Annotated in this window: 20 protein-coding genes and 2 pseudogenes; 9 read left to right on the top strand and 13 right to left on the bottom strand. The window is 26.6% G+C overall.

The window, feature by feature from the left end; translation table 11 throughout:
* Window positions 1-333: 333 nt before the first annotated feature.
* Genes N747_RS04100 through N747_RS0102135 form a run of 4 tightly spaced genes read left to right on the top strand, consistent with a single transcriptional unit; the run spans window position 334 to window position 1,740 of the window.
* Window positions 334-567: a hypothetical protein gene (locus N747_RS04100; protein ID WP_240992309.1), complete on the top strand. Its 234-nt coding sequence runs from the start codon at window positions 334-336 to the stop codon at window positions 565-567.
* Entirely contained in the window at window positions 564-1,124 is a 561-nt protein-coding gene (rsmD, locus tag N747_RS0102125; protein WP_024563590.1) for a 16S rRNA (guanine(966)-N(2))-methyltransferase RsmD, read from the top strand. The genes N747_RS04100 and rsmD overlap by 4 nt, the downstream gene beginning before the upstream one ends.
* A gap of 48 nt (window positions 1,125-1,172) precedes the next feature.
* Window positions 1,173-1,388 (top strand): YneF family protein, encoded by a 216-nt coding sequence (locus tag N747_RS0102130; RefSeq protein ID WP_024563591.1) that lies wholly within the window; start codon window positions 1,173-1,175, stop codon window positions 1,386-1,388.
* Window positions 1,389-1,392: 4 nt separating this feature from the next.
* Entirely contained in the window at window positions 1,393-1,740 is a 348-nt protein-coding gene (locus N747_RS0102135; RefSeq protein ID WP_024563592.1) for a super-infection exclusion protein B, read from the top strand.
* A gap of 81 nt (window positions 1,741-1,821) precedes the next feature.
* Here N747_RS0102135 and N747_RS0102140 read toward each other — a convergent pair whose 3' ends face one another.
* The 5 genes from N747_RS0102140 to pepV form a co-directional block, all read right to left on the bottom strand.
* Window positions 1,822-2,250, bottom strand: coding sequence for an OsmC family protein (locus tag N747_RS0102140; protein ID WP_024563593.1), 429 nt, complete (start codon window positions 2,248-2,250; stop codon window positions 1,822-1,824).
* A gap of 102 nt (window positions 2,251-2,352) precedes the next feature.
* A complete protein-coding gene (locus N747_RS0102145) occupies window positions 2,353-3,162 on the bottom strand; it encodes a lysophospholipid acyltransferase family protein (RefSeq protein ID WP_024563594.1) in 810 nt (269 codons plus the stop codon).
* Window positions 3,156-3,647, bottom strand: a complete 492-nt coding sequence (locus N747_RS0102150) for a dihydrofolate reductase (protein WP_024563595.1) — start codon at window positions 3,645-3,647, stop codon at window positions 3,156-3,158. The genes N747_RS0102145 and N747_RS0102150 overlap by 7 nt, the downstream gene beginning before the upstream one ends.
* The gene (locus tag N747_RS0102155; RefSeq protein ID WP_024563596.1) at window positions 3,644-4,510 is read right to left on the bottom strand and encodes a thymidylate synthase; all 867 of its coding nucleotides are present in this window, start codon (window positions 4,508-4,510) and stop codon (window positions 3,644-3,646) included. Before N747_RS0102155 ends, N747_RS0102150 begins: the two co-directional genes overlap by 4 nt.
* 45 nt (window positions 4,511-4,555) lie before the next feature.
* Window positions 4,556-5,932 (bottom strand): dipeptidase PepV, encoded by a 1,377-nt coding sequence (gene pepV, locus N747_RS0102160; RefSeq protein WP_024563597.1) that lies wholly within the window; start codon window positions 5,930-5,932, stop codon window positions 4,556-4,558.
* Window positions 5,933-6,503: 571 nt separating this feature from the next.
* On the opposite strand from pepV, the gene N747_RS0102165 reads away from it, so the two are divergent.
* Both N747_RS0102165 and N747_RS03485 read left to right on the top strand, forming a co-directional pair.
* A complete protein-coding gene (locus N747_RS0102165) occupies window positions 6,504-7,460 on the top strand; it encodes a hypothetical protein (protein WP_240992310.1) in 957 nt (318 codons plus the stop codon).
* 92 nt (window positions 7,461-7,552) lie between these two features.
* Window positions 7,553-8,764, top strand: a complete 1,212-nt coding sequence (locus N747_RS03485; protein WP_024563599.1) for a hypothetical protein — start codon at window positions 7,553-7,555, stop codon at window positions 8,762-8,764.
* A 115-nt stretch (window positions 8,765-8,879) separates the two neighbouring features.
* Here the strand turns inward: N747_RS03485 and pyk are convergent, their stop codons facing one another.
* From pyk to N747_RS0102205, 7 genes are all read right to left on the bottom strand, one after another.
* Complete coding sequence (pyk, locus tag N747_RS0102175) at window positions 8,880-10,232, bottom strand: pyruvate kinase (RefSeq protein WP_024563600.1); 1,353 nt, start codon at window positions 10,230-10,232, stop codon at window positions 8,880-8,882.
* Window positions 10,233-10,300: 68 nt separating this feature from the next.
* Window positions 10,301-11,668 carry a 2-hydroxycarboxylate transporter family protein gene (locus tag N747_RS0102180; protein ID WP_029783889.1) on the bottom strand — a complete coding sequence of 456 codons (1,368 nt, stop codon included), beginning with the start codon at window positions 11,666-11,668 and terminating at the stop codon, window positions 10,301-10,303.
* Window positions 11,669-11,868: 200 nt separating this feature from the next.
* A complete protein-coding gene (gene gpmI / locus N747_RS0102185) occupies window positions 11,869-13,407 on the bottom strand; it encodes a 2,3-bisphosphoglycerate-independent phosphoglycerate mutase (protein ID WP_024563602.1) in 1,539 nt (512 codons plus the stop codon).
* 121 nt (window positions 13,408-13,528) lie between these two features.
* On the bottom strand, window positions 13,529-14,821 hold the full coding sequence (eno, locus tag N747_RS0102190) for a phosphopyruvate hydratase (protein ID WP_024563603.1): 1,293 nt from the start codon (window positions 14,819-14,821) through the stop codon (window positions 13,529-13,531).
* 170 nt (window positions 14,822-14,991) lie between these two features.
* Window positions 14,992-16,272 (bottom strand): glucose-6-phosphate isomerase, encoded by a 1,281-nt coding sequence (locus tag N747_RS0102195; RefSeq protein WP_024563604.1) that lies wholly within the window; start codon window positions 16,270-16,272, stop codon window positions 14,992-14,994.
* A gap of 120 nt (window positions 16,273-16,392) precedes the next feature.
* A complete protein-coding gene (locus tag N747_RS0102200) occupies window positions 16,393-17,901 on the bottom strand; it encodes an MATE family efflux transporter (protein WP_024563605.1) in 1,509 nt (502 codons plus the stop codon).
* Window positions 17,902-18,024: 123 nt separating this feature from the next.
* The gene (locus tag N747_RS0102205; RefSeq protein WP_024563606.1) at window positions 18,025-19,017 is read right to left on the bottom strand and encodes an ATP-dependent 6-phosphofructokinase; all 993 of its coding nucleotides are present in this window, start codon (window positions 19,015-19,017) and stop codon (window positions 18,025-18,027) included.
* A gap of 719 nt (window positions 19,018-19,736) precedes the next feature.
* Here N747_RS0102205 and N747_RS04105 point away from each other — a divergent pair.
* Window positions 19,737-19,829: pseudogene (locus tag N747_RS04105) on the top strand (sigma-70 family RNA polymerase sigma factor); the annotation flags it as partial.
* A gap of 37 nt (window positions 19,830-19,866) precedes the next feature.
* On the opposite strand, the gene N747_RS0102220 reads toward N747_RS04105, so the two are convergent.
* Window positions 19,867-20,538: a hypothetical protein gene (locus N747_RS0102220; protein ID WP_240992311.1), complete on the bottom strand. Its 672-nt coding sequence runs from the start codon at window positions 20,536-20,538 to the stop codon at window positions 19,867-19,869.
* A gap of 602 nt (window positions 20,539-21,140) precedes the next feature.
* Between N747_RS0102220 and N747_RS0102225 the strand changes: the two are divergent.
* Together N747_RS0102225 and N747_RS0102230 are read left to right on the top strand one after the other, a co-directional pair.
* Window positions 21,141-21,419: pseudogene (locus N747_RS0102225) on the top strand (IS3 family transposase); the annotation flags it as partial.
* Window positions 21,420-22,104: 685 nt separating this feature from the next.
* The gene (locus tag N747_RS0102230) at window positions 22,105-23,682 is read left to right on the top strand and encodes a multidrug transporter (RefSeq protein WP_029783891.1); all 1,578 of its coding nucleotides are present in this window, start codon (window positions 22,105-22,107) and stop codon (window positions 23,680-23,682) included.
* Window positions 23,683-23,719 lie beyond the last annotated feature (37 nt).

A 23,719-nucleotide genomic window follows, 5' to 3' on the forward strand; every position in this document is an offset into this window, starting at 1 on the left:
TCAAGCTATAGAAACTAAATTAAAAAATTATCCTTATCTGTTAGAATACAATATAAGAGTTTATCGCACCGCTACCACAAAATGGCAAGACATTATAACAAACCTTTATTACCTATTCAAAATGCAGCTTTATTTCATGCTTACACCAAAAAAGATACCTTAGAAAAATAAAAACCCTTATATTCATTCTTAATCAAGCCAATATCCAAAAATACATCAAAACGCCTACCATTTTTCACATTCTGTCTGCTGTAAACACCTTAAAAAAGAATTCGGTATCACAAATATCACTATTCTTAATGCCATCAAAAAAACATGTTTGGGGTGATAAAAATGAATTATTGCGATAAAATTTTATTTTTAAGTGACAAATTAGAATCTAAACAAAATTTTTCCCAAATAAAATACTTTCAAAAGCTAACTTACCTTAACCTTAATCAAACTGTCTATGAGCTTCTTAAAAGTAATTTTGATTATTTCAGTCAAAAAGGGTCCCCTTTACCTTGCAATTATCAAGAAATTTTATCCTCTTTAAAAAAACCCATCAAAAGAAAAATATTTTTATGACAAAAACAACAATTATCATTGGAGGAAAATTTAAAGGGCACAAAATTAAACTAGTACCATCAATTCACACCAAAGCCACTAGCTCTTTGGTCAAAGAAGCTCTTTTTAATACTTTGGGAACCTCGGTAAAAAACAAAATCTTTTTAGATTTATTTGCAGGCAACGGTTCTTATGGTTTTGAGGCTTTAAGCAGAGATGCTAAACAAGTCTATTTTGTTGATGCTTCCTTAAAATCTTTTAAAACCTTAAAAGAAAACCACCAAAAATTAAAACTGGATTTGAAAAAAAGCATTATTTTTTATGGTCATTTTATTCAAGCTTTAAAAAAATTCCAAAAAGACAACTTGATTTTTGATTTTATTATTTTAGACCCTCCTTATTTTAAAGATTTTTATTTACCTACTTTTGAATATTTGAACAAATTAACACATCAAAATAGTATTATTATTTGTGAATTACATCGAAAAATTGTTTTACCTACACAAATTAAAGAATTTATTTTACAAAAAGAAAAACAATACGGTAATAAAAAAATCCAATTTTATCAAAAAATTTAGACTTTCATAAAGAAAAGAAAAACAAAAAAAGAAAAAAAGGAGTTCAAAATGAACAATATTTGGTTATATATAAATCCAATTATAGGATTTTTATTAGGCGGAGCTTTAGGAGCTTTTTTAATGTTTCGTTGGTTTAAAAAACATTTACAAAAAAATCCTCCCATCAGCGAAAAACAAATCAAAGAAATGTTTCGACAAATGGGACGTACCCCTTCTGAAAAACAAATTCGTCAAATTATGAACAGCATGAAACAAGGCAAATAAAATAATGTTTGAAAGTGTCTTTTTTAAATTTATTTTTATTGTTTTTATTTGTCTTTTAGTTATTTTTATAATGAATTATTTTTATAGCAAAAATGTTAAAAAAAAAATTATAAATTATTTATTGTCTTGTAGCAATTTAGAACAAGAAATATTAAAAAGTTTTTTACAAAATCCTCACAAAACTTTTCCCTTAACAAAAGATGCCCACATTACTAAAAATTTATTACAATTGAATATCATTTTTTTAAAAGAAATAGTTTCGGATGCTAAATATAATAATTATGTTTTTAACCCTTTAATAAAAAAAATTATTCACAAAAATAAAGATTTAAAAAAAATTTATCATGAATAATAATTTTTTTTAAATCATTTAAACATTATAATAAACAAACACCTTTAAAAGGTGTTTGTTTATTATATAACTTTGAAATTTTTATTCTGTAATCAATTCATTGTAATTTGCAACTTTAACAGAAACATTTTCATCAGCACTAATTAAACGAGAAATAGGGCATCTTTTATGAGTTGAATCTGCAATTATTTCAGTTTGTTCCAGTGTCATATCTTGGATTCCTAAAATAGCAGTAGGTTTAAAATAAAAACCTTTATCGTCTTTTTGCATTTCTAAAGTTACTTTTACTTTCAAATCTTTATTTGTGTAGTTTTGTTCTGCTAAAATCTTTTTAGAAGTTTTATAAAAACAAATTGCCCAACAAAGACAAAATAAATCAACAGGTCCTGATTTTTTGTTGCTTGGTTCTAAAGCTGAAACTAGTTTTTTAGTAATTCCTTCTTTTTCTTCAAAAAAACACAATTCATCTAAATGAGGATTAAAATAAGCAGTTGTTTTAAAAATAATCATATTATAAAACCTTTCTTTTATTAAAAAAATATTTCTTTTTTATGCATTTATTTAAGCATCTATTTTATTATAACATCAAAATAAGTTGAAAATATAATTATTTTAATTAAAACTAGAGTTAATAATATTTTGCACATCAATAGCTACTTGATGCATATTTGTATTGCAATAATGATCGTATTTTAAGGGAGGGTGAATAATTATTTCAACTACTTTTTTTTGCCAAAAGCGCTTATTTTTAATTTGACTGGCTCCTTTGATAGTTAAAGGCAAAATGGAAGCTTGACTTTTGCAAGCAATTTTGAAAGCCCCTCCTAAAAGTGGCATTGCTTTTTCATTATTTCTATCTTTAATGCCTCCCTCAGGAAAAACTACCATTACCATACCATTTTTAACTTTGGGAACTGTCTTTATTAAATTTTGGGCAGTTTTTCTGATGTCATCCCTTGATATTACCATACAATCCAAAGAAAAAAAAGCTAATTTTAAAAACCATGCAGTTCCAAAAAAACAATTAAAATTTTGTTTGGGAGCAAACGACAAAGTTCTTGGAATAACACTTGCAATAACAAAAGGATCAGTGTATGATTTGTGATTAGCATAAATAACAAAATTTTCTTTTGAAGGAATCAAATGAGGATTTTGGACTACTACTTTAATTCGTAAAAAATGATTGACAAAACGCGACAAACTACGCGAAAAAAACCCTTTAAAGTAATGATTAGGAGGTAAAAAAGTCATTAAAACGAGACAAAAAACCAAAATTATAAACGTTATTAAAAAAGACAACAACAATCCCAAAATTAAATTAACTGGAAGTTTGTAGCAAAAAGAAAAATCAACTGGCATAGTTTTGAGAATTTGCAAAAAAACAAATGTCAACCAAATGGCAACAAAAATAAAAGTCAACATTTGTGCGTATCTAATTTCTTTTGATAAATGGCAAAAATTAATTGTGGATAAATTTCTTTTTGGATTAGTTGATATTGTGATAAATCAATTTTGGGGAAAAAAACGTTTCCTTGATGTCTTTGTAAAATATGAGTGATGTATAAAGTTGTTACCCAAGGTAGAGTTTGTTGATAGATTTTTCCTCCACCAATAATAAAAATATCTTGGGCAACATCACTTTCCAAAAAGGATTTCAAATCAGAAACAACAGTAAAATTAGGCAATTCCAAATCATGTTTTAAAGACGCTACATAAGTTTTTTTAAAATTAAAGGGCTTGTTTTTGAAATAACTTTTTAAAGATTTATAAGTTTCATAACCCATTAAAACATTTTTATTAAGGGTAATTTTTTTAAAATATTGTAAATCTTGGGGATAATGCCAAGGTAATTTATTTTCTTTGCCAATCAAATAATTTCCATCAAAGGCAGTAATTAAATTAATCATACAGCAACATCACCTTTCAAAATTCCATCACATTGATAATTTTGTAAAGTAAAATCACTAAATTTAAAATCATCAATATTTTTGATGTCAGGATTTAAAATCATTTGAGGTAATTTTTTAGGAGTTCTTTGAATTTGGGTCTGAACTTGTGTTAGGTGATTGGAATAAATGTGGACATCTCCTAAAGTATGGATAAATTCATAAGGTTGTAAGTTAGTTACTTGTGCTACCATCATAAGCAATAAAGAATAAGAAGCAATATTAAAAGGTATTCCCAAAAAAACATCTCCACTACGTTGATATAGTTGCAAGGAAAGTTTGCCTTGGTGAACGTAGAATTGAATTAAGACATGACAAGGTGGCAATGCCATTTGATTTAATAAGGGAGGATTCCAAGAATTAAGAATCAAACGCCTAGAATTGGGATTGGTTTTGATTTCAGAAATTAAAAATTTAATTTGATCAACGCCATTAAAATCGCGCCATTGTTTACCATAAACAGGACCTAAATTACCGTGTTTGGTGGCAAAAAGAGGATCATTTTTGATTTTTTTCACAAATTCTTTCAATGTTTCATTTTGAAAAAAAGCTGATTGTTGATATTTTTGATAAGGCCATTCATTCCAAATATTAACATTATTTTTTACCAAATAACAAATATTAGTATCCCCTTTTAAAAACCATAAAAGTTCGTGGATAATGGATCTAAGATTCATTTTTTTAGTAGTTAACAAAGGGAAACCTTCTTCAAGATTAAAGAGCATTTGGTAGCCAAAAATACTTTTAGTACCTGTATTAGTGCGGTCGTTTCTGAAACTGCCTTTTTGTAAAATAAAACGGCATAAATCTAAATAAGTATTCATAATTTGTATAACTCCTTATTTTTTAATTGAATAAATGTTTGATGTTTATCGGGACAAAAGATACAAAGCTTCTGTGTAAATGGTAGTTAAAGTAATTAATTGGTCAATTGAAATAGATTCATTTTTTTGATGAATTAAGGAAATTTCATCGACAAAAGTAGGTCCAAAAGGTACTAAATTAGGAGCACATTTAGCAAAAGAACCACCACCAACACACATAGGTTTAGAAACTAAATCATTAGTGTGTTTTTGATAAACTTTCAATAATGTTTGCATCAATTCACTTTTAGGATCAATATAAATAATGGGATGATGAAGGGTAGTTTTGAGGTAAAAATTTTGATTATTGGCTGCTTTTTCCAATTGAAAAAGGATTTTTTCAAATGTAATTCCTTTAGGATATCTTAAATTAAGAGTGAAAAAGGCTTGATTATTTTCTAATTTTAAAACTCCAGAAAAACAAACTAAATTATAAGTTTCTTCATCAAAGTGATTAATACCTAATTTTTTTCCATCCAAACTATCTACCAAATATTGGTCAAAAAAAACAACCAAAGTATTTTTAATTCCCAACGCTTTAAGAACTTTCATCAAATCATAAAGGGAATTTTTTCCTGTTTCAGGAGTCGAACCATGCGCAGAAATGCCATAAACTTCAATTTTTAACAAATCTCCTTGCAGTTCTAAAGTTGCTTTGATATTTGTGGTTTGAATAAAATTATGGAATAAATCTAGGTAGTTAGGATCAAATTTTAGAATTGCTTGTGCCAAATCAGGAACAACATTAGAGGCTTGTCCGCTTTGAATGCTTACAATTCTATTATCTAAAACTTCACCTTTAAAAGTAAAATCCCCAATTCCTTTTTCGCAATAAATAGCAGGAAAATGGCTGTCAGGAACAAAACCAGATACAGGTAATTCAGGAATTTGTTTAAAATAATGTTTCATACAACGAAATCCAGTTTCTTCATCGACACCCAAAATTAATTTAATTCTTTTGGAAAGCGGCAAATTTAGTTCGTGCAATATTTTCAAAGCCCAGAAAGTTGCCATTGTAGGACCTTTATCGTCTTGGGTTCCCCTGCCATAAATTGTGCCATCAACAATTAAAGCCTCATAAGGTGGATAGTCCCAACCATTTCCTGCAGGAACAACATCCAAATGACCAATCATACCAACCCATTCTTTTTGGTCTCCGTATTCAATATGACCAGCGTATCCTTCCAAATTAAGGGTTTTAAAGCCACTTTGGGAGCCTAAATCAAGCATAAAATTAAGGGCTTGTTGGTTGCCTTTTCCAAAAGGAGCGCCTGTTCTATTAGGGTCAAAAGTAGTAAGTTCGGTGTTAATTTTTAATAATGTTTGCAAAGTTTCAATTAAGGCGTCTTTTCTTTTTAAAACCTCTTTTTTAAAATCAATCACTTTATAACCTCTTTTTTTATTGTTTTTATTTTTTTGATAATTTTGGTAATTTTAATTTTTTGTTTGGTTTGTATATTTTGTTGGATGCACTTGCAAAAAGAAAAACACAAAAAATGTAAGAGTAGATAAAGACATTTTTTATTGATGATTCTTTCATAACATCAATATTTATCCACATAATAAGCAGATGTTTGCTCGAAAATAGGGGGAAAAGGCAGAAAGCGAAAAACAAAAATATTAATTCTACATTTATTTTTATACCTTATCTACATCTTAATACTTAAATTTTAACATTATTTTAACATTAAAAATAAAAAAAGTGTTTCTTTTTAGTTTTGATTCGGTTATAATATTAGTGGATTTTAAAGGAATTCGAGAAATTTTAAAAAACCGCTAGTAATAAATTCGTTTAAAATTCTTTAGTTCATCTTAAATTTTTTGCATTTTACATTGTGTATTTTGCAAAGATTAAGATATTAGAAAGAAAAATTTAAAATCATTGAAAAATATTTACAAAAAACAACCTTGTTTAAAACAAAGGTTTATTTATTGTTTAAGTGCATTATTACTTTTGATCTTATTTGTAATAAGTTTTAATTGCACTTTAAAAGCTGATCCAACAGATCCAACAGAACCAACAGATATCAGCACTCTTGAAAAAAATATAGGATCTTTTGAAAACAAACCAAATGAAAAAAAAATAATTGAAAAAATTGCAAAAATTTACAAAAATAAAAATAGTATTTCTATTGGAGACGATTTAGAAGTTGTTTCGATAATCAATAACAAAGCAACTGTCAAAGCAAAAGACAATTCTAAAAAAATTAAAGGTCAAGTAGAAGTTATTTTTAATATCAAAGAAGACCTAAATGATTTAATTAAAAATAAAGCTTTAGGGGAAATAGAATTAAGTAAAATTCACAGTGAGGCATTAATTTCTTATGAGGATTTATTAAATGCCATCAAAGATAAAAATAATGGTTTAGTAATTACAAAAGAAGATATTAATTTTCCTAAACAAAATCGCTCAAAAGGTGTTATAACCATTGAAGCATTGGATCAATCTCCTAAATATAAAGGAAAAGCTAAATTAACTTATCAAATTAAAAAAATAAATAAAGAAGAATTCATTGAAGAAATTAAAAGCAATTATAATATTATTCCAATTGACTCATCCATAACAAAAAATCAATTAGATGAAACAATTGAAAATGTAATTGCAGAAGAAATAGGAAACCCAGATTCAACTAAAGAATTAGTTATAAAAAAAGTTCAAGAAGCAGTCACACTTTTATTAAAAAATGGTGATACTTTTTCTGAAACACTAGAAACTTCTATTTCAAATGAAGAAGAGTTACAAAAAAACTCACAAACAATATTGTCTCATAAAACAACAAGCGAAAAAACAGATAATAACGAAAATACAAATTATGGATTTTATATTGTTATTGCTTGCATTATATTAATTTCCATCACTTTTTTAAGTTTGCTTTTTGTTATTTTTAAAAAAAGAAATATTCAATCATAATTAAAAAATATCAAAGAGGTTTATAGCCTCTTTTTTATTTTATATTTATAAATTTATAAAAAATAAAATAGAAATGTTGGAAAAAAAGATAAGTGAAAATACCATCTTTTAAAAAAAACATAATTATTGTAATAATAATCTTTTCTATACTTTTAATAATGTTTGGTTGGTTAGGATGGCAAAATAACTTTTTTGCTTTAGAAACTTCACAAAATTCTACTAAAAATACTTCTTTATCCTATAAAAATTTTAATTATAATGATTTACAAGATTTACCAAAAAACAAAAATGAAAAAAATGAAGAACAAGTTCCAGAAGTCAAAGAAAAAGAAAACATTTTAGATAATATCAATCAAAAAGACCAAAAAACATTGTATCCACAAATAAAAGAAATTGAAGAAAAAAAAGAACCACCCAAATACATACCAAAATCAACTCACAAAACAAAACAAAACAACAACATACAAACTATCAAAAAAAATCCTTATTCACAAAAAGCCAAAAATAAAAGAAAAATGATGCAAAAAAAACTGGTTTACCAAAACCAAAAAATTATCGATTTAAAAGAACAAATATTAATTTTGGAAAATGAAAAAAACAAACCCAAAGAACTAGATAAACAATTTAGTGACCAAATTAAACCTCAATTAGAATCTCAAATCCAAGGAATGAACATTTATAATGTATATTTAGGGAAAAAAAGCGATAAAGATGTTGCGTTAGAATGGTTACGAAAAAACTTTTCTAATCAACATTATCAAATTAACTTTTCTTATGGTTTGTATAATTCTCAAATTATCCAATCCACAGTTTTTTTTAATTCTCGCATAAAAGAACCGCCACCCCAAAACCTTTTATTAGTTTATTTTGATGGAGGCACAAGAGATAAAGCTAATAATTGCTATTCTTTAGAGGCATTAAAAAATTTAGGTAATGGTGCTCAAAATATGTATATTTTTTGGCAAGATGAAAACCCTTTTAATGACAAAAACTTTATTCAAAACAACTTTTGCACTGACCTTATTTATGAAAAAGGCTCTTTTTTAGGTGGACCTTCTTATTTGAATGTCAAACATATCGCTTTAAAAAATATTAACACTAATGAAATTATTGCCACTTTTCCTGTTAAATGTCAAATTGAAGTACCTTGTTCACTTGATGGACTAGATTTAGAGTTAAAATTTCCTTTTTATAATTACAAAATAGAAGGTTTATTGTCAAATACTCATATCAAAAGTCTTAGAAAAATTGATGTATATTCTAAACACACAGGACAATCAAAAACACTTCATTACAAAATTTAAAAAAATAAACAGTAGATTGAATTTACAATCTACTGTTTATTTAATATAAAATATGAAGCAATAACTACCTAAATTATAATTTGAATGTTTTTTTTGATATATATTTGGTTTGTTATTATTTAATATTATTATTTAAAAAAAGCATACCATCTTTAAAAACAAGACAATTACTACTTTGATTTTGTGTAAGTTCTTCCAATTTATTTTTTAATTTAGTTTCATAAACAAAAGGAAAAACACCAAAATTTAGTACTAAACGACGAGCTTCTTTTTCAGTTTTAACTAAAGCCAAAACAGGAACAGATGGATGAAATTTAGAAACATTATAAGCATCTTCTAAATCATAGACAACAATTGCTTTAACATCAGTGCGTAAAGCCAATTCAACAGCACTTAATAAAAAATTTTCTTTGGAGTTTTTAGGTTGGTATACTTTTGATAAAGCTTGATAATTGACTACTTTTTCAGCTTGATAGTTAATTTTTTTCATATAAGTTACAGCTTCTACAGGATATTCACCTGAAGCGCTTTCACCTGATAACATAGTAAAGGTTGTACCTTCTTTAACTGCATTAAAAACATCAGAAATTTCAGCTTTGGTTGGGCGTGGATTTCTTTGCATAGATTCTAACATTTGAGTAGCTACTACAACTGGTTTGCCGTATTCTAAACATTTAGTAATCATACGTGTTTGGTAAAGTGGTACTAATTCACCATCAACTTCTATTCCTAAATCACCTCTTGCAACCATAATACCGTCTGATTCTTGAATGATTTCTTCTAAATTATCAACACCTTCTTGATTTTCTATTTTAGAAATAATTTGGATGTTGGAATTTCCTTGTTCTTGTAAAATTTTTCTAATATCTTTGACATCTTGAGCTTTTCTAACAAATGAAGCAGCAATATAATCAAAATCTTGTTGAGCAGCAAAAACAATATCTTGATAATCTTTAGGAGAAATAAAGTCCATTTCTAAATTAACTTTAGGAATATTTACACCTCTACGAGATTTGATGGAGTGAGTATTTTTAGCTTTAGTAACTAATTGTTGTTTGGCTTCGTCTTTACCTACAACTTCCAAAGATAAGTATCCATCATCAATATTAACCATATCACCAACTTTTAATTCATTGTATAAATTAGTATAACTAACTGAAAAAAGTTTAGCATTGCCTAAAACTTCTTTCATAGATATTCTTACTTCAGAATCTTTTTGAATTGTTACTATACCATCAAATTCGTGAGTTCTAATTTCAGGTCCTTTAGTATCTAACATAAGTCCTGTATGTTTATCTAATTTATCACTAATAGTTTTAATGGTTTTCATTAAAAATTTAGTTTGTTCGTATTGAGCGTGAGAAAAATTAAATCTTGCTACATTCAAACCTGTTTGAATTAAAGCTTGTAAAATGTTTTTATCATAAGAAGCAGGTCCTAAGGTACAAATTATTTTAGTTTTGTTCATGAATAACTACATCCTTTTTTGTTTTTTAAAATATAAAAATAATTGTCAAAATTAGTTAAATTACAACATTACGACATATAAAAAAATTTAAATAAGAAATAAGCCAAAGTATAGATAATAGGTCCAATAATTCTAGTAGCAATCATAATGAAAGGTAATAAATTGTCTCTTTTACTTATTGACATTATTCCTAAATGTCCGGTTCCTCCTACACTTAAAGCACCTAAACCAGCTGTAAGAGATGTTTCAAAAGGATAAAAACCAAAAGCTTTAGAAAGAAAAAAAGATACTAAAACAACTACTAATAAAGCAGTTAAAACCATAGTTAAAACAGGTATTTGTTTTATTCCTCCCATTAATTGTTGCCATTTAACTGTCATTCCCAAACCTGCTAAAATAGGAGTAGTGAAATTTTTAGATATTACTTGTCCTGCTTGAGAAATATGACTTTGATTTTCTTGTGATAATAAATTAAAAATTCTAATCAAAATTAAGAAAAGAATAAAATAAACTAACGATTCTAAATAACCCCATAATAATTTATTTAAAAGACCACTTAAACTAAATAATACAAAAATCATTGTTAAACCCATGCCGATATTTTTATATTCTAAAGGAGTTTTTTTTTCTATTGGTTTGGGTGTAAGTTTATTATTTTTATATTCTAATTTTCCTTTACCACTAAATTTAGTTTTATCAAAAATAACATACATTAATCCAGCAAATAAAATACTTAAACATCTAGCCATAATTAAAGGAACTATAATTGCTGTTCTAATAGTTTTTTGATCTAATTGAGGAAAAGCTTCTTTATAAATGCCATTTGCAAAACCATTAATACCTAAATTGGTTCCTCCATTTGTTAATGGAACAGCTACATAAAAAATAGAGTCTAAAAAGGAACCTTGAGTGCTAAATCCTTCTGGTTTTTGATAATTAAATAGATACCCCAAAAAACCAACACTTAAAATAGCTACTAAACAAACGATTAATGTTAAAGGAAGAAACTTAGAAAGTGATCTTTTTAATAAATTTCTATCAACACTTAAAATACTTCCAGCAATAACACAAGTTATAAAAAAGTTAGCAAAATCAGATCCTAAATGATTATTTGGTGTTTTGGTACTGAAAAAATTTTCATTACATTTATCTGCTAAATCTTTTGGTATCAACCCTCTATAAACTAAATAAGAAGGAACAAAAATACAAAGCAAAAATCCTAATCCTATTTTATTTAAATAAGGGACACTATCACCAATAAAGTTAAGACCATATCCTAAGACAAAAATAATAAATAAAGGGGTTAAAAGAGGGTGATATAATTTTTCTATTCCCCATTCTTTAACTGCAAAAAGATGTAAAGCATAAACAACTACAAAAAAAAGAAACATTAAAGGGTTAAACCCAAAAATCTTTATTTGCTTGTCTTTTTTCATTATAAATTACTCCGATTCTACACAAAAAATAAAATAACTAATAAATTAATAAATATGATGCAATATAAATAAAAATGTTATAAATAATTGATAAATTATTTTTTGTGATTTCTTTTATTTTCAAAATTATTAGCTAAATAAGTAGTCAAAATCACTTAAATAATTAATTATGGTATTACTTAAATAATAAAGTTAAAAAATTAAACTAGTTTTTTAATTAAACTATTTCCTGTCATTTCTTGAGGTTTTTTAATTCCTAATAAATCTAGCATTGTGGGTGCAACATCACATAAAGACCCTGGTTTTAAGACAACATTTTTATCTGTAACGATGAAAGGAACTAAATTAGTAGTATGAGCTGTGTGTGGATTTCCTTGTTTATCTGTCATTTGTTCGGCATTTCCGTGATCTGCTACAATACAGGCTTTGCCTTTAACTGCAAAAATGGCGTTTAAAACTTCTTTAAGACAACTGTCTACTGTTTGGACCGCTTTAATGGTAGCATCTAAAAAACCAGTATGTCCTACCATATCAGGATTTGCAAAATTAAGAATTAAAGTATCATATTTACCAGATAAAATAGCAATTTTAGCAGCGTTGGTAATTTCTAAAGCACTCATTTCAGGTTTAATATCATAAGTTTTTACTTTGGGAGAAGGAATTAAGATTCTATCTGCATTTTTTAATTGCAGTTCCTTACCACCATCAAAGAAAAAAGTTACATGAGGATATTTTTCAGTTTCTGCAATTCTTAGTTGGTGCATTCCTAAATTGGCAATTACTTCACCATAAATATTTTTTAAAGTTATTTTTTCAAAAGCAACTACACTTTTAACTTGATCGCTGTATTGAGTCATTGTTACTAAAAAAAGATTATTTACTAATTTATTACCGCAAAAATTGGTTTTGCCATCAGAACAAAAAGCATTAGTGGCACAAGGATTAGATAGAGCAGTTGCAAGACGCATAGCACGGTCAGGACGAAAATTAACAAAAATAACTGCATCATTATCATCAATTAAACCATTTGGATCGGCAATGAAAGGAGTGATAAATTCATCTGTAATTCCTTGATTATAAAAATTTTGCATAGTGTTTTCTAATGGCAAAGTAATAACAGGGGCTTGTTTGGATGTAAGCATATTATAGACTAAATTGATGCGTTCCCAATTGTTATCGCGGTCAAGAGCATAATATCTACCAACAACAGAAGCAATATTAAAGCCGTAATCAAGAAGGTTTTTAATATAATTAATACCTGAATGAGGATTTGTGTCTCTTCCATCAGTAAAAGCGTGTAAAAAGGTTTTTTTTGCTAAGTTGTTGTCTTTTAATAAATCAAATAAAGCTTTAAAATGATCTAAATGAGAATGAATTCCTCCATCAGAGATAAGCCCTAAAAGATGCATTTTACTGTTATTTTTTTTAACATGTTCGATGGCTTGGAGAAATTGTTTGTTAGTAAAAAAAGATTTATCACGAATAGCTTTATTAATTTGAGTAAGTGATTGATAAACAACTCTCCCTGCTCCTAAATTAAGGTGTCCTACTTCACTATTTCCCATTTGACCCTGGGGAAGACCCACTTCTTCACCTGATGCTTTAAGACTAGTATTGGGAAAGTTTTTTAAAAGATAATCTAAATAGGGAGTTTTTGCCAAATGAAAAGCGTTATTTTCTTTTTGGTCGGTTAGACCTAAACCATCTAAAATAATTAATCCTACAATTTTTTTAGTCACATTCCCAAACTCCTTATCTCAAAAGACCATCTTAAACGATGGTCTTGTCAATAATAATGTTATTTTGTTTTTTGTATTATTTGTATTATTAAATCACTTTTGTTTTGTGTTTAATTAGGATTTATTTTTTCAAATTATAAAAAGTTTTTAATCCCAAAAAAGGAGCTTCTACTAATTGATCTTCAATTCTTAATAATTGATTGTATTTTGCCATACGATCAGTACGTGAACAAGAACCAGTTTTAATTTGACCCGCATTAGTAGCAACAGATAAATCAGCAATAGTTGTGTCTTCAGTTTCGCCACTACGGTGAGAAATAACAGCGGTGTAAGAAGCTTTTTTTGCCATTTCAATTGTTTCTAGGGTTTCTGTTAGAGTTCCTATTTGATTTAATTTAATTAAAATAGAATTTCCTATTTTGTTTTCAATTCCTTGAGCTAATTTTTGGGTGTTAGTAACAAATAGGTCGTCTCCTACTAATTGGATTTTGTTACCTAATTTTTGAGTTAAGTATTTCCATCCATCCCAATCATTTTCATCAAGTCCGTCTTCGATTGAAATAATTGGATATTTAGCAACTAAAGTTTCGTAATAATGAACTAATTCTTGGCTACTAAAAGCTTTGTTATTTTCAGATGCAAGAATGTATTTTTGAAGTTTTTTGTCATAAAACTCGGAAGCTGCAACGTCCATTCCTAAAAAAATATCTTTTCCCGGCTCGTATCCTGCACTTTTGATAGCTTCCAAAATGATTTGTAAAGCTTCTTCGTTAGAATTAAGGTCAGGTGCATATCCACCTTCGTCTCCTACTGTGGTTGGAAGTCCTTTTTGTTTTAAGATTTTTCCTAAATGGTGAAAAACTTCAGTCCCGTAACGCAAAGCTTCTTTAAAAGACGGTGCTCCAGTTGGCAAAATCATAAACTCTTGAAAATCAACACTGTTAGAAGCATGAGCTCCACCGTTGATAACATTCATCATAGGAACTGGCATTTGTTTAGGTAAAACACCTCCTACATATTGATAAAACTCAAGATTTAAGTAGTTAGCTGCAGCTTTAGCACAACCCAAAGAAACACCTAAAATGGCGTTAGCTCCTAAATTAGATTTGTTGGGGGTTCCGTCAAGTTTAATTAATAATTTATCAATTAAAGTTTGTTCTAAGACAGAATAACCTTCTACTTCTGGTTGAATAACTTCAGTAACGTTTTTAACAGATTGTAAAACACCTTTACCTAAAAATCTTTTTGCATCACCGTCTCTTAGTTCAACTGCTTCGTGTTGTCCGGTAGAAGCTCCTGAAGGAACAATAGCTCTTCCAAAAGATCCTGATTCTGTATAAACTTCTACTTCTACTGTAGGGTTTCCTCTGGAATCTAGCACTTCGCGAGCTAAAATGCTTTTAATATATGGCATAATTAATACTCCTTTTTAAAATTGGTTTTTAATTATAAAATTAAAAAATAAAATAAATTTTGTTTGTGGGACAAATAGTTAAATTTACTAACCATAAATATTATAATGGTTTTTTGCTAAAAAAATGTATTTTAATGTGTAAATAAATGAATATTTTGTAATAATTAAAATTATGGCTTTAATAAAGCAAACATTTTTTGTTTGTATATTTCTACTCCAGGTTGATTAAAAGGGTTAATTCCTAACAACAAACCTGACATTGCACAAGCTTTTTGGAAAAAATACACTAAATATCCAAAATGATAGGCATCCAAAGTAGGAATGACAATTTCTAAATTAGGAACTTTGCCTTCAATGTGGGCTTGTTTAGTGGCTTGAAGAATTTTTTGATTAATTTGAGAGTAAGTTTTTCCAGCTACATAATTAAGATTGTCAAGTTCGTTTGTAATGTGAGGAACAACACAATCATCTTTTATTGATGAAACATTTAAAACTGTTTCAAAAAGCATTTTGGTTCCTTCTTGGATAAATTGCCCTAAGGAATGAAGATCAGTAGAATTATTAGTGGCTCCTACAAAAAGCCCTTTTTCTTCTTTTCCCTCAGATTCAGCAAATAATTGTTTCCACCATTCAGAAAAAGAAAAGAGATTCGGTTCGTAACTTACCAATAGTTCCTTTTTTTTGTTTTGTTGGGTATGAAGTAAATACCTTGCTAAAGCATATTGATAGGCTTGATTTTGAAAAAGGTCTTCTTGAAAAGTGTCGTGATAAGCTTGAAAAGCACCTTTCATCATTGAGGCAACATCTAAATTAGCAAAAACAAAAGGAAGGATGCCTACGTTTGTAAAAACACTAAATCTTCCGCCCACAGAATCAGGAATAACAAATGTTTGATAACCTTCTTTAAGAGCTAAATTTAACAAAACACCTTTTTGGCTGTCAGTAGTTACAAAAATACGATTTTTGGCAAGTTGTTTGCCGTATTTTTCTTCTATTTCTTTTTTCAAGATTCTAAAAGCAAGGGCTGGTTCCAAAGTGGTGCCTGATTTTGAAATAACATTAATTGCCCAATTTTTGTCTTTAAGATAATGGAGCAAATTAGTTAAGTAATTACCTGATACTTGATGACCTGCAAAAAGAATTTCTGGCTTAGTTTTTTTAAAGGGAGTTTGCAAAAATTCAATTCCTGCTTTAGCTCCTAAATAAGAGCCTCCAATGCCAATTACTACTAAAACATCTAAATTGGAATGGAAATTTTTTAGTTGTTTCATTTTTTCAAGTTCTTGAAAATCAAAATGTAAAGGTAGTTCTAACCAACCTAAATATTTTTCTTTTAGTTGTTGGTCTTGATGTAATTTTTGATGTATGGATTTGATTTTAGGGGCAAAAATTTGGGCATGGTTGTGCCAATCTAAAAAATTATAAATCCCTTCAAGGTTTAATTTCAACATTTTGTAATTTTACTCCTTTTATTATTTTTTATTTGGTGTTTGTTATTTAGTGCTTTATTCTATATTTATTAAATATTTTATTCTCATTTATTTTAATATTTTGAAATATTGTATTAGTTTTTAATTAATAATTTTGGTTTGCAAAGCGTTATTTTTATTTTTTTTAAATCGCGGGGTTTGTTTGGTTTTGTTTTGGCGAAAAAAAGATACAAATAAATAAGTGGTTGTCAAAAAGACAATAATATTACTTCCAAAAGTACTTAACCCACATTGATTAGCATCAGAAATTGAAACATCTAAATTTAATTGAGGTAATATATCATGTAAAAACCATAAAATAGTTATTCTTAAAATAACTCTTAAAAGATTAATTACAAAAATAAGATTAGCATTTTTTTTATAAGATGCGACATAACCCATCATTAAATTAGTCCATACAGAAAAAAACAAAGAAGTTTGTTCCCAATTAAGGATTTCTTTAAAGGATGTTATTTCTTGTTTGGTAAAATCTTTTTCAGGTTTTAAGGCGCGCAATAATTGTTCACCACAAAATTGATTTATAAATACTCCAATAATTCCTATAATAAGAGTAATTACAAAAACATTTTTAAAGATTTTAAAAGTTTTGCTATTACTTTGAAAAGTAACACTTTGAGATACCATAGCAGATTGACTATCTTCAAAAGAATTAGAAATAGCATAAAAAATACCATTAACTGCCATAACAAATCCAAAAATATCTACTAAGTTTTCTTGAGCTTTGGTAAAATAACTATCCATCATAGCAAGAATAATGAGTTTTCCAATTTCATAAGTAGATTTGGCAATAATTAATGTTCCTGCTAATTTAAAGATAGTTTTTACTGTGTTTTTATAAAAGACTAAGTTTTTTAATTGCAACTTAAAAATATTTTTAGAACTAAACATACAATAAAAAGTTAACAAAGTAAGCAATAAATTAGCAATTAAATCAGCTAAGGCTAAATCAATTAAATTAACTTGGTTTTTTTTGATTGCTTTAAAAGCAAAAGAAATACTAATTCTTGTAATAATAAGGCAAATATTAAGGATTAAAACAAATCTAGTTTTTTCCTTAGCGCGTTCCAATCCAATAAAAACTGCATTAATAGTAATAGCTACAAAAGTAATTAAAATAAGATAATAATATGTAAGTCCGTTTTGGCTGTGATAACTTTTATTTAAAAATATATCTCCAAATGGAGATGGTAAAAGGACACCTAAGCCCAAAACCATTAAAAAAAATAAAGAAGAAATAATTGCCAATAAAAAAGCTAGGGTAGCATATTGTTTGGCTTTGGTAAAATTCTTTTTTTTGTATTCTCTAGATACTAAAATAACACCTGCTCCACCCAAAGCTATAGCAATACTTTGCAAAATTTTTTTAATTTGTGCCATATAAGAAATGGTTTTATCTAAATTGGTGCTGGAATTAGATTCGTTTCCAATAATATAAAAATCAATGGATACGGATAATTGTTGAAATAACGAATAAATAGCAATAGGAAAAGTAAGAATAATTAAATTGATCCAAATAGGTCTTTTAAATGATTTAGGTGTTTGGTTTGTAGGTTTGGAAAAGTGTCGAAAATGTTTTTTTTCAGTAGACATAAATATACTCCGTTTTATTTTTTTAGTATTTATATCAAAATCAATTGTGATTTATTTGAGTTTTGGAATTTGGAAGTACAAAAGTTAATTTTGATAAATACAATATTTTTTTCTACAATCATTTTACAACAATTTAGCTACTACATTAAATAATTCATTTTTTTCATAAGTTTTTTCAAAAAGATCACCAAAAATAGTGTAATGCAAATTAAGTCCGCAAGTGCCAACAGCACAATTAAAAATGTTTTTTTGCAATAAAGAAACAGCATAACTTCCCATTCTAAAAGCAAGGACTAAGTCTTCTGCAGTTGGTTTACCACCTCTTTGAATGTGTCCCAAAACTTGGGCTCTGGTTTCAAAACCACTGTAATTTTCTACCTCTTTGGCTAAACTTACAACATCAAAAATGTGTTCAGTGACAACTACAATAGCATGTCTTTGGTTTGCTTGGCGCAAAGCTTTAATTTTTTGACAAATAGTTTTTTGGGATAAAAGATTTTCACGAGTAACAATAACGTCTGCTCCTGCAGCAAGTCCACCAAATAAAGCCAAATCTCCTTTGTTGCGTCCCATTACTTCAATAATACTGCATCGGTTGTGAGAAATAGAAGTATCGCGCAATTTTTCGATGGCATCTACAATGTTATTGAGGGCAGTGCTAAATCCAATAGTAAAATCAGTGGCGCGAATATCATTGTCAATAGTTGCTGGCAGTCCTACGCATTTGATGCCAAGTTCGTTCAATTTGGATGCTCCTTTATAAGAACCATCACCACCAATTACAACTAATTTATCAATTCCTAAAGTTTTTAAATTTTTTGCACACTGCTTGCGCACATCTAAATTATTTTGAAAATCTAAAAAACGCGCAGTTCCCAAAAAAGTACCCGATATGTTAAGAATGCGAGGAAATTTTTGAGGTTTTAATATTTCAATTTGGTTATTAAAAAGCCCCAAATAACCGTCTTTCACGCCGAAAACTTCAAATCCTTTTTTGGCACTTTCAAAAACTATAGCACGAATAGCTGAATTCATTCCAGGAGCATCGCCGCCTGAAGTTAAAACAGCAATTTTTTTGTTTTCTTTTGTTTTTGCTTTTTGGTTTTTATTTTTCATTTTAAAATTAAGTTTCCTTTATATTTTTTTAAATATTGTTTTATCATTTTTTTGGTGATTGTTTTTTAATAAATCCGCGTGCGCGAATCAAAATTAAAATAAATGAAATAAATAGTTTGTTAAATGTTAATAAGTAAAAAAATAGTGTACTTGAAAAAGTTCCAAAGCGTTTAAAAAAATAATAAAATATAATATTATTAGTTTGGTTTTTTTGTTTTAAATGTCTTTCTTTTATCTTTATCCAAATTCTAAGTTATTATTTTAAGTAAATTTTTAGGTATTTTAAAAACTAACTAATCTTTTTTTATGAAAAAATTTTTATGCTAGTCTTAGAATTTTTTGATTTATTAACAGCTACATTTAAATTGTATACGATTTAATTAAATATTTCAATTAAAACTTATTATTTTTGTTCTTTTTGTAAAAATTTTGTGATATTTGGGTCTTTTTAGAAAAATAAAACTAAAATATTGCAAAAAATATTTATTGTCTAAATAAAAAAATAAATTATTCCAAAAAAAACAACTTCATTATTTTTTTGGAATAATTTTATTAGCTTTTTGGGTTTGGGTTTCCTTGAGGTGTTCCAAAAGTTTAGACACTTTTTTGTTTTTTAAAAATTCTTTAAGACTAACTATTAAGTTAGTCTTTTTTTGTTTCAAAGACTAAAAAAATAATTTCATATCTTTTCTAAAAAAATGTTTTTAGAGAGGAATTGAATGTTAAGACAAAAATTATTTAAAGATTTTTTAAAAAACAAAAAGAATTTAGAAATCCGTAATCAATTAATCACACTTCATTTACCTGTTGTTTTTTTAATGTTAAAAATATAAAAATAAGTTCTTAATATTAATTTATATTTTTAATAAAATCAATTTTTCGATCTAAAGAAAAATCTATTTTAAAACAATAATTATTTAATTCTGTAAATCCATGTTTATATAAATCGAAATACATATACAAACCATCATGTTCTTCTTTTATATCAAAATCCAAAAAAATTTGAAATAAATTGTCTGAATAAATAGGATTTAAATATTCTAAAGTGTTTTCTCTTTGATTTTTAGTATCAAAACTATTACGATAAATTTCTATTCTATCGTTATTTTGAATCATGAATGTATCGCCTATTAATTTTATTTTTTCATTCAAACTTATGTAATGATTACGTTGAAAAGAAGGTATAAGAACTAAATTACCTATATTATCTACGTCCGAAGCATAATTAGTATACAATATATGAGCATGATTTTCATTGTTGGAATATATATACCATAAAAAATTTAATTTAATGAAAAAGTTTATTCGAAAACCGTTAAATTTTTCTTTTATTTCTCTTAAAGAATTTATATTTAATTCATTATTTAATTTAATTTTAAATTTTTTTAATGTTTTATTTAAAACATCCATATCACTAAAAGCATTATTAAATTGAAATATTTCAGATTCTTGTAGTTCATCATCTAAGTTGAAATGAATAACACTTTTGCTATTTGAATTTTGTTTTGTTTCCATAGCCATTACAAAATTTTTTTTATTATAAATAAAATTAAAAAATAATAAAAAAAATAAAATTAAAAATATTTTTTTTTTAAATTGATTAAAATTAATTAAACTTTTCATTGTCATAAAACTTTATTTTCCTCTTTTTTTAATAAGTATAAAACTAAAACAAAAATTTTCTATAATATTTTTTTATTTTTAAATTTTTATATTTTTTATAAAAAAATAATTTTAGTCTTTATATTTAAAATAAATACTTATTATTTTAAATTGTTTTTGTAAATTAATCATTAATTAAATCTTCTTTATTATTTTATCCCTCAACTAAGGTAATTTAAGTTTAGTAAAAGAAGTTGGGGGATGATAATGTGAATTTTTTGTTAATATGAATAATAACAAATTTGTTCACTTATATACTTTAAAAATTTATATCAGAAATTCATAGGTTCTTGTTCCTTTCGAATGATTTTTTTAATATACTAACATTTTAACACATTTATCTTTTAATTTTAATTAAAACCATTTTTTGAACCAAGAATTTACGTTTTTTTAAAGAAAAAGGTATAATTAAACTTTTCCAGGTGTCAAGTGATATAAAAAAAGGAAACGATATTTAAATCATGAAAAATAAAAAAACTGACAAAAAAACAGTTTTTGAATTAGTTAAACAATTTAATCAAAAACTAAATTTAACAACCATTTTAAAAACTATCCGAACAAAAAGAAGCACTTATTATTGGTTGAAAGTCGAAAATAAAATCAAAGCCAAAAAAGAAAAACACTTATTACAACAAAATCGCATTAAAGTTTTATGTTTACATCAACAATATTTTTACGGCCATCGGAAAATCACTGATTTATACCAAAAAACTTTTAATGAATTCATTTACTTAAAAAAATAATTATAATTTCATTTTCTTAACGGAATTTTAACTTTTTTTACTTAAATATATAGTGTAAGGGTAAAATATAAAAAAAAATATCTTTTGAAACTAAAGAATTATTAAAAGTTTTAGAAACTTTTTTGAAATTTAAAAAATATTTCCTTAGTTTGAAAAGATATGAAATTATCTACTTATTTTTAAGTCTTAAAGAATAATTTTAGAGACAAAAGTTGTCTAAAAAAACGGAACAGCGCACCTTTTTTAATTTTTTTTATCTTTTGGAGTAGCAAAAATATTAACACTTATTTTTTTATATGTTATACTTAAAGAGTAGTTAAGAAAACAATTTGCAGTTATTTTAGATTTAATAAGCATTTTTTTTGTTATTTTTTTTCATCAAAATTGCTTGATAAAAGAAAACAAAAAAACTTTAAACCAACTAAAACTAAAATCTTTTTTAAAAACCTTTAAAAAAAATCCTTAATTAAAAATCCTTAAAATAAAGGCAAAAATTATTTGTTGGTAAAAATAATTATTTTTACCTTGACAAAAAAGATACACACAAACATTTTTAAAACTGCAAAAAATAACTGACATTTATTTTTTAAATTTATACTTTTTTTGCACAATAAATGCAATAAAAAATAAATATAATAATTTATCAATTAATTTCAAATCAAAAGGAAGGTTTTTTAAATAAATGACGAAAAACAAAATAATTAATAAAAAAGATAAAATAAGTAGGCTTGTTTTGGAGGGAAACTTATTAAAAGCTTTATGGATTATTTCTTTGCCTATTATTTTTTTTAATGTTTTTAAAGCTTGTTTCGGTAGTGTTGATACTTTTTTTGCAGCTGGTTTACCAGAAGGAGTTCAAAGCTACATTCAATTTTCCAAATCCGCTCAAAGCATTGTAGAAGCAGTAGGAATTTGTTTAGGAATCACAGGAGTTGCGTTAATTTCGCGCGAAGTAGGTAAAACCAAAAATGTCAAATCTTTAAAAGCTCGTAAAATAGCATCTAGCGTTTTTGTTTTATTATTCGTAGTAAGTTTGGTTGTAGCTTGTGTTATGATTGGTTTTTCCAGTCCTATTTGTAGTCTTTTTTTAAAAGAAAAAGTAATTAACGGAGTGTCAATGCCAATCACAACTAAGGAAAAAAATCTTTGCATTAACGCTTTTAGATTACAAATGTTGGGCACTATTTTAGCTGCTATTAATGTTTTCTTTTTAGGAACTGAAAGAATTTTGGGAAAACTTAAAAAAATTTTGGTTCTAAACTGTATTATGATGGGTTTAAAAATTGGATTAAGTACTTTATGTTTTGGAATTAAAGGAATTGGTTTAGAAGCATTGTGTCCCGATGTTTTGGGGTTACAAACAGCTTCATGTCTTGCTTATTTATCTATTACAATAGTTGCTTTTTTCACTCTTTTTAACAAAAAAAATCCTTTATTTTTAAGTTTAGGCGATTTTTCTTTTAAAACTTTTTTACAAGACAAAAAAACACTTAAAACTATTTTGAAATTAAGTATTACTTTAACATTAGGAAAATTTATTTATGAAGGCGGAAGAATGTTTACATTATTTATGGTAGATAGCACATATGATAAACCTTTTTTAGCTGAAACGCCTTTTGAATTTAAAGGTTTGGGCGGCTTAGGTGCAATTGGAGTTGCTGATAGCATCATTACTTTATTTGCTCAAATATCGTTTTCGTTAAAAGAAGGACAATTAATGATTGTTTCTGAAAACTTAGGAAACAAAAATAACAAAAGAGCGATTAAAACTTTAATGCTTGCCTCATTGTGTTGTTTTTTAGTATTTGCAGTTACGTATTTAATTTGTGCTCCTAAAGAATATTGGGGACTTGGTTTTGGTGATGATTTATGCTTATTTTTTAAAAATTTAGGTAAATCAGAAAAAGAACAAATGACATTAAATATATTGCATGAAAAAAACCCAGGATTTAAATCTTTTTTATTAGGTGCTCTTTTAACAACTGGTCTATTAACTACTCAATTAGAAGTTTTTTCTACTTTCTTAATTGCAGCTAAACAACCTAAATATGATTTATTGTTAAGTTTTGGTCGTGTTTTTCTTTTTAGAATACCTGCCCTTTATTTTTTTAGAAATGTTTGGTTTGGAAATGAAGAAAAAACAAGCATTAAAATAAATAATGCATATGGATTTGCCAATTTTAGTGCTAATTTCATTATGTTGATGTTTATGGTTTTTGTATGCATTCGTTTTGTGTATAAATTAAAAAAAGAAAAGTAACCAAAAAAGTTTCAAATAAATTCATTTATATAACAAA

This window comes from Candidatus Phytoplasma tritici (assembly GCF_000495255.1).
GTDB lineage: Bacteria > Bacillota_I > Bacilli_A > Acholeplasmatales > Acholeplasmataceae > Phytoplasma > Phytoplasma tritici.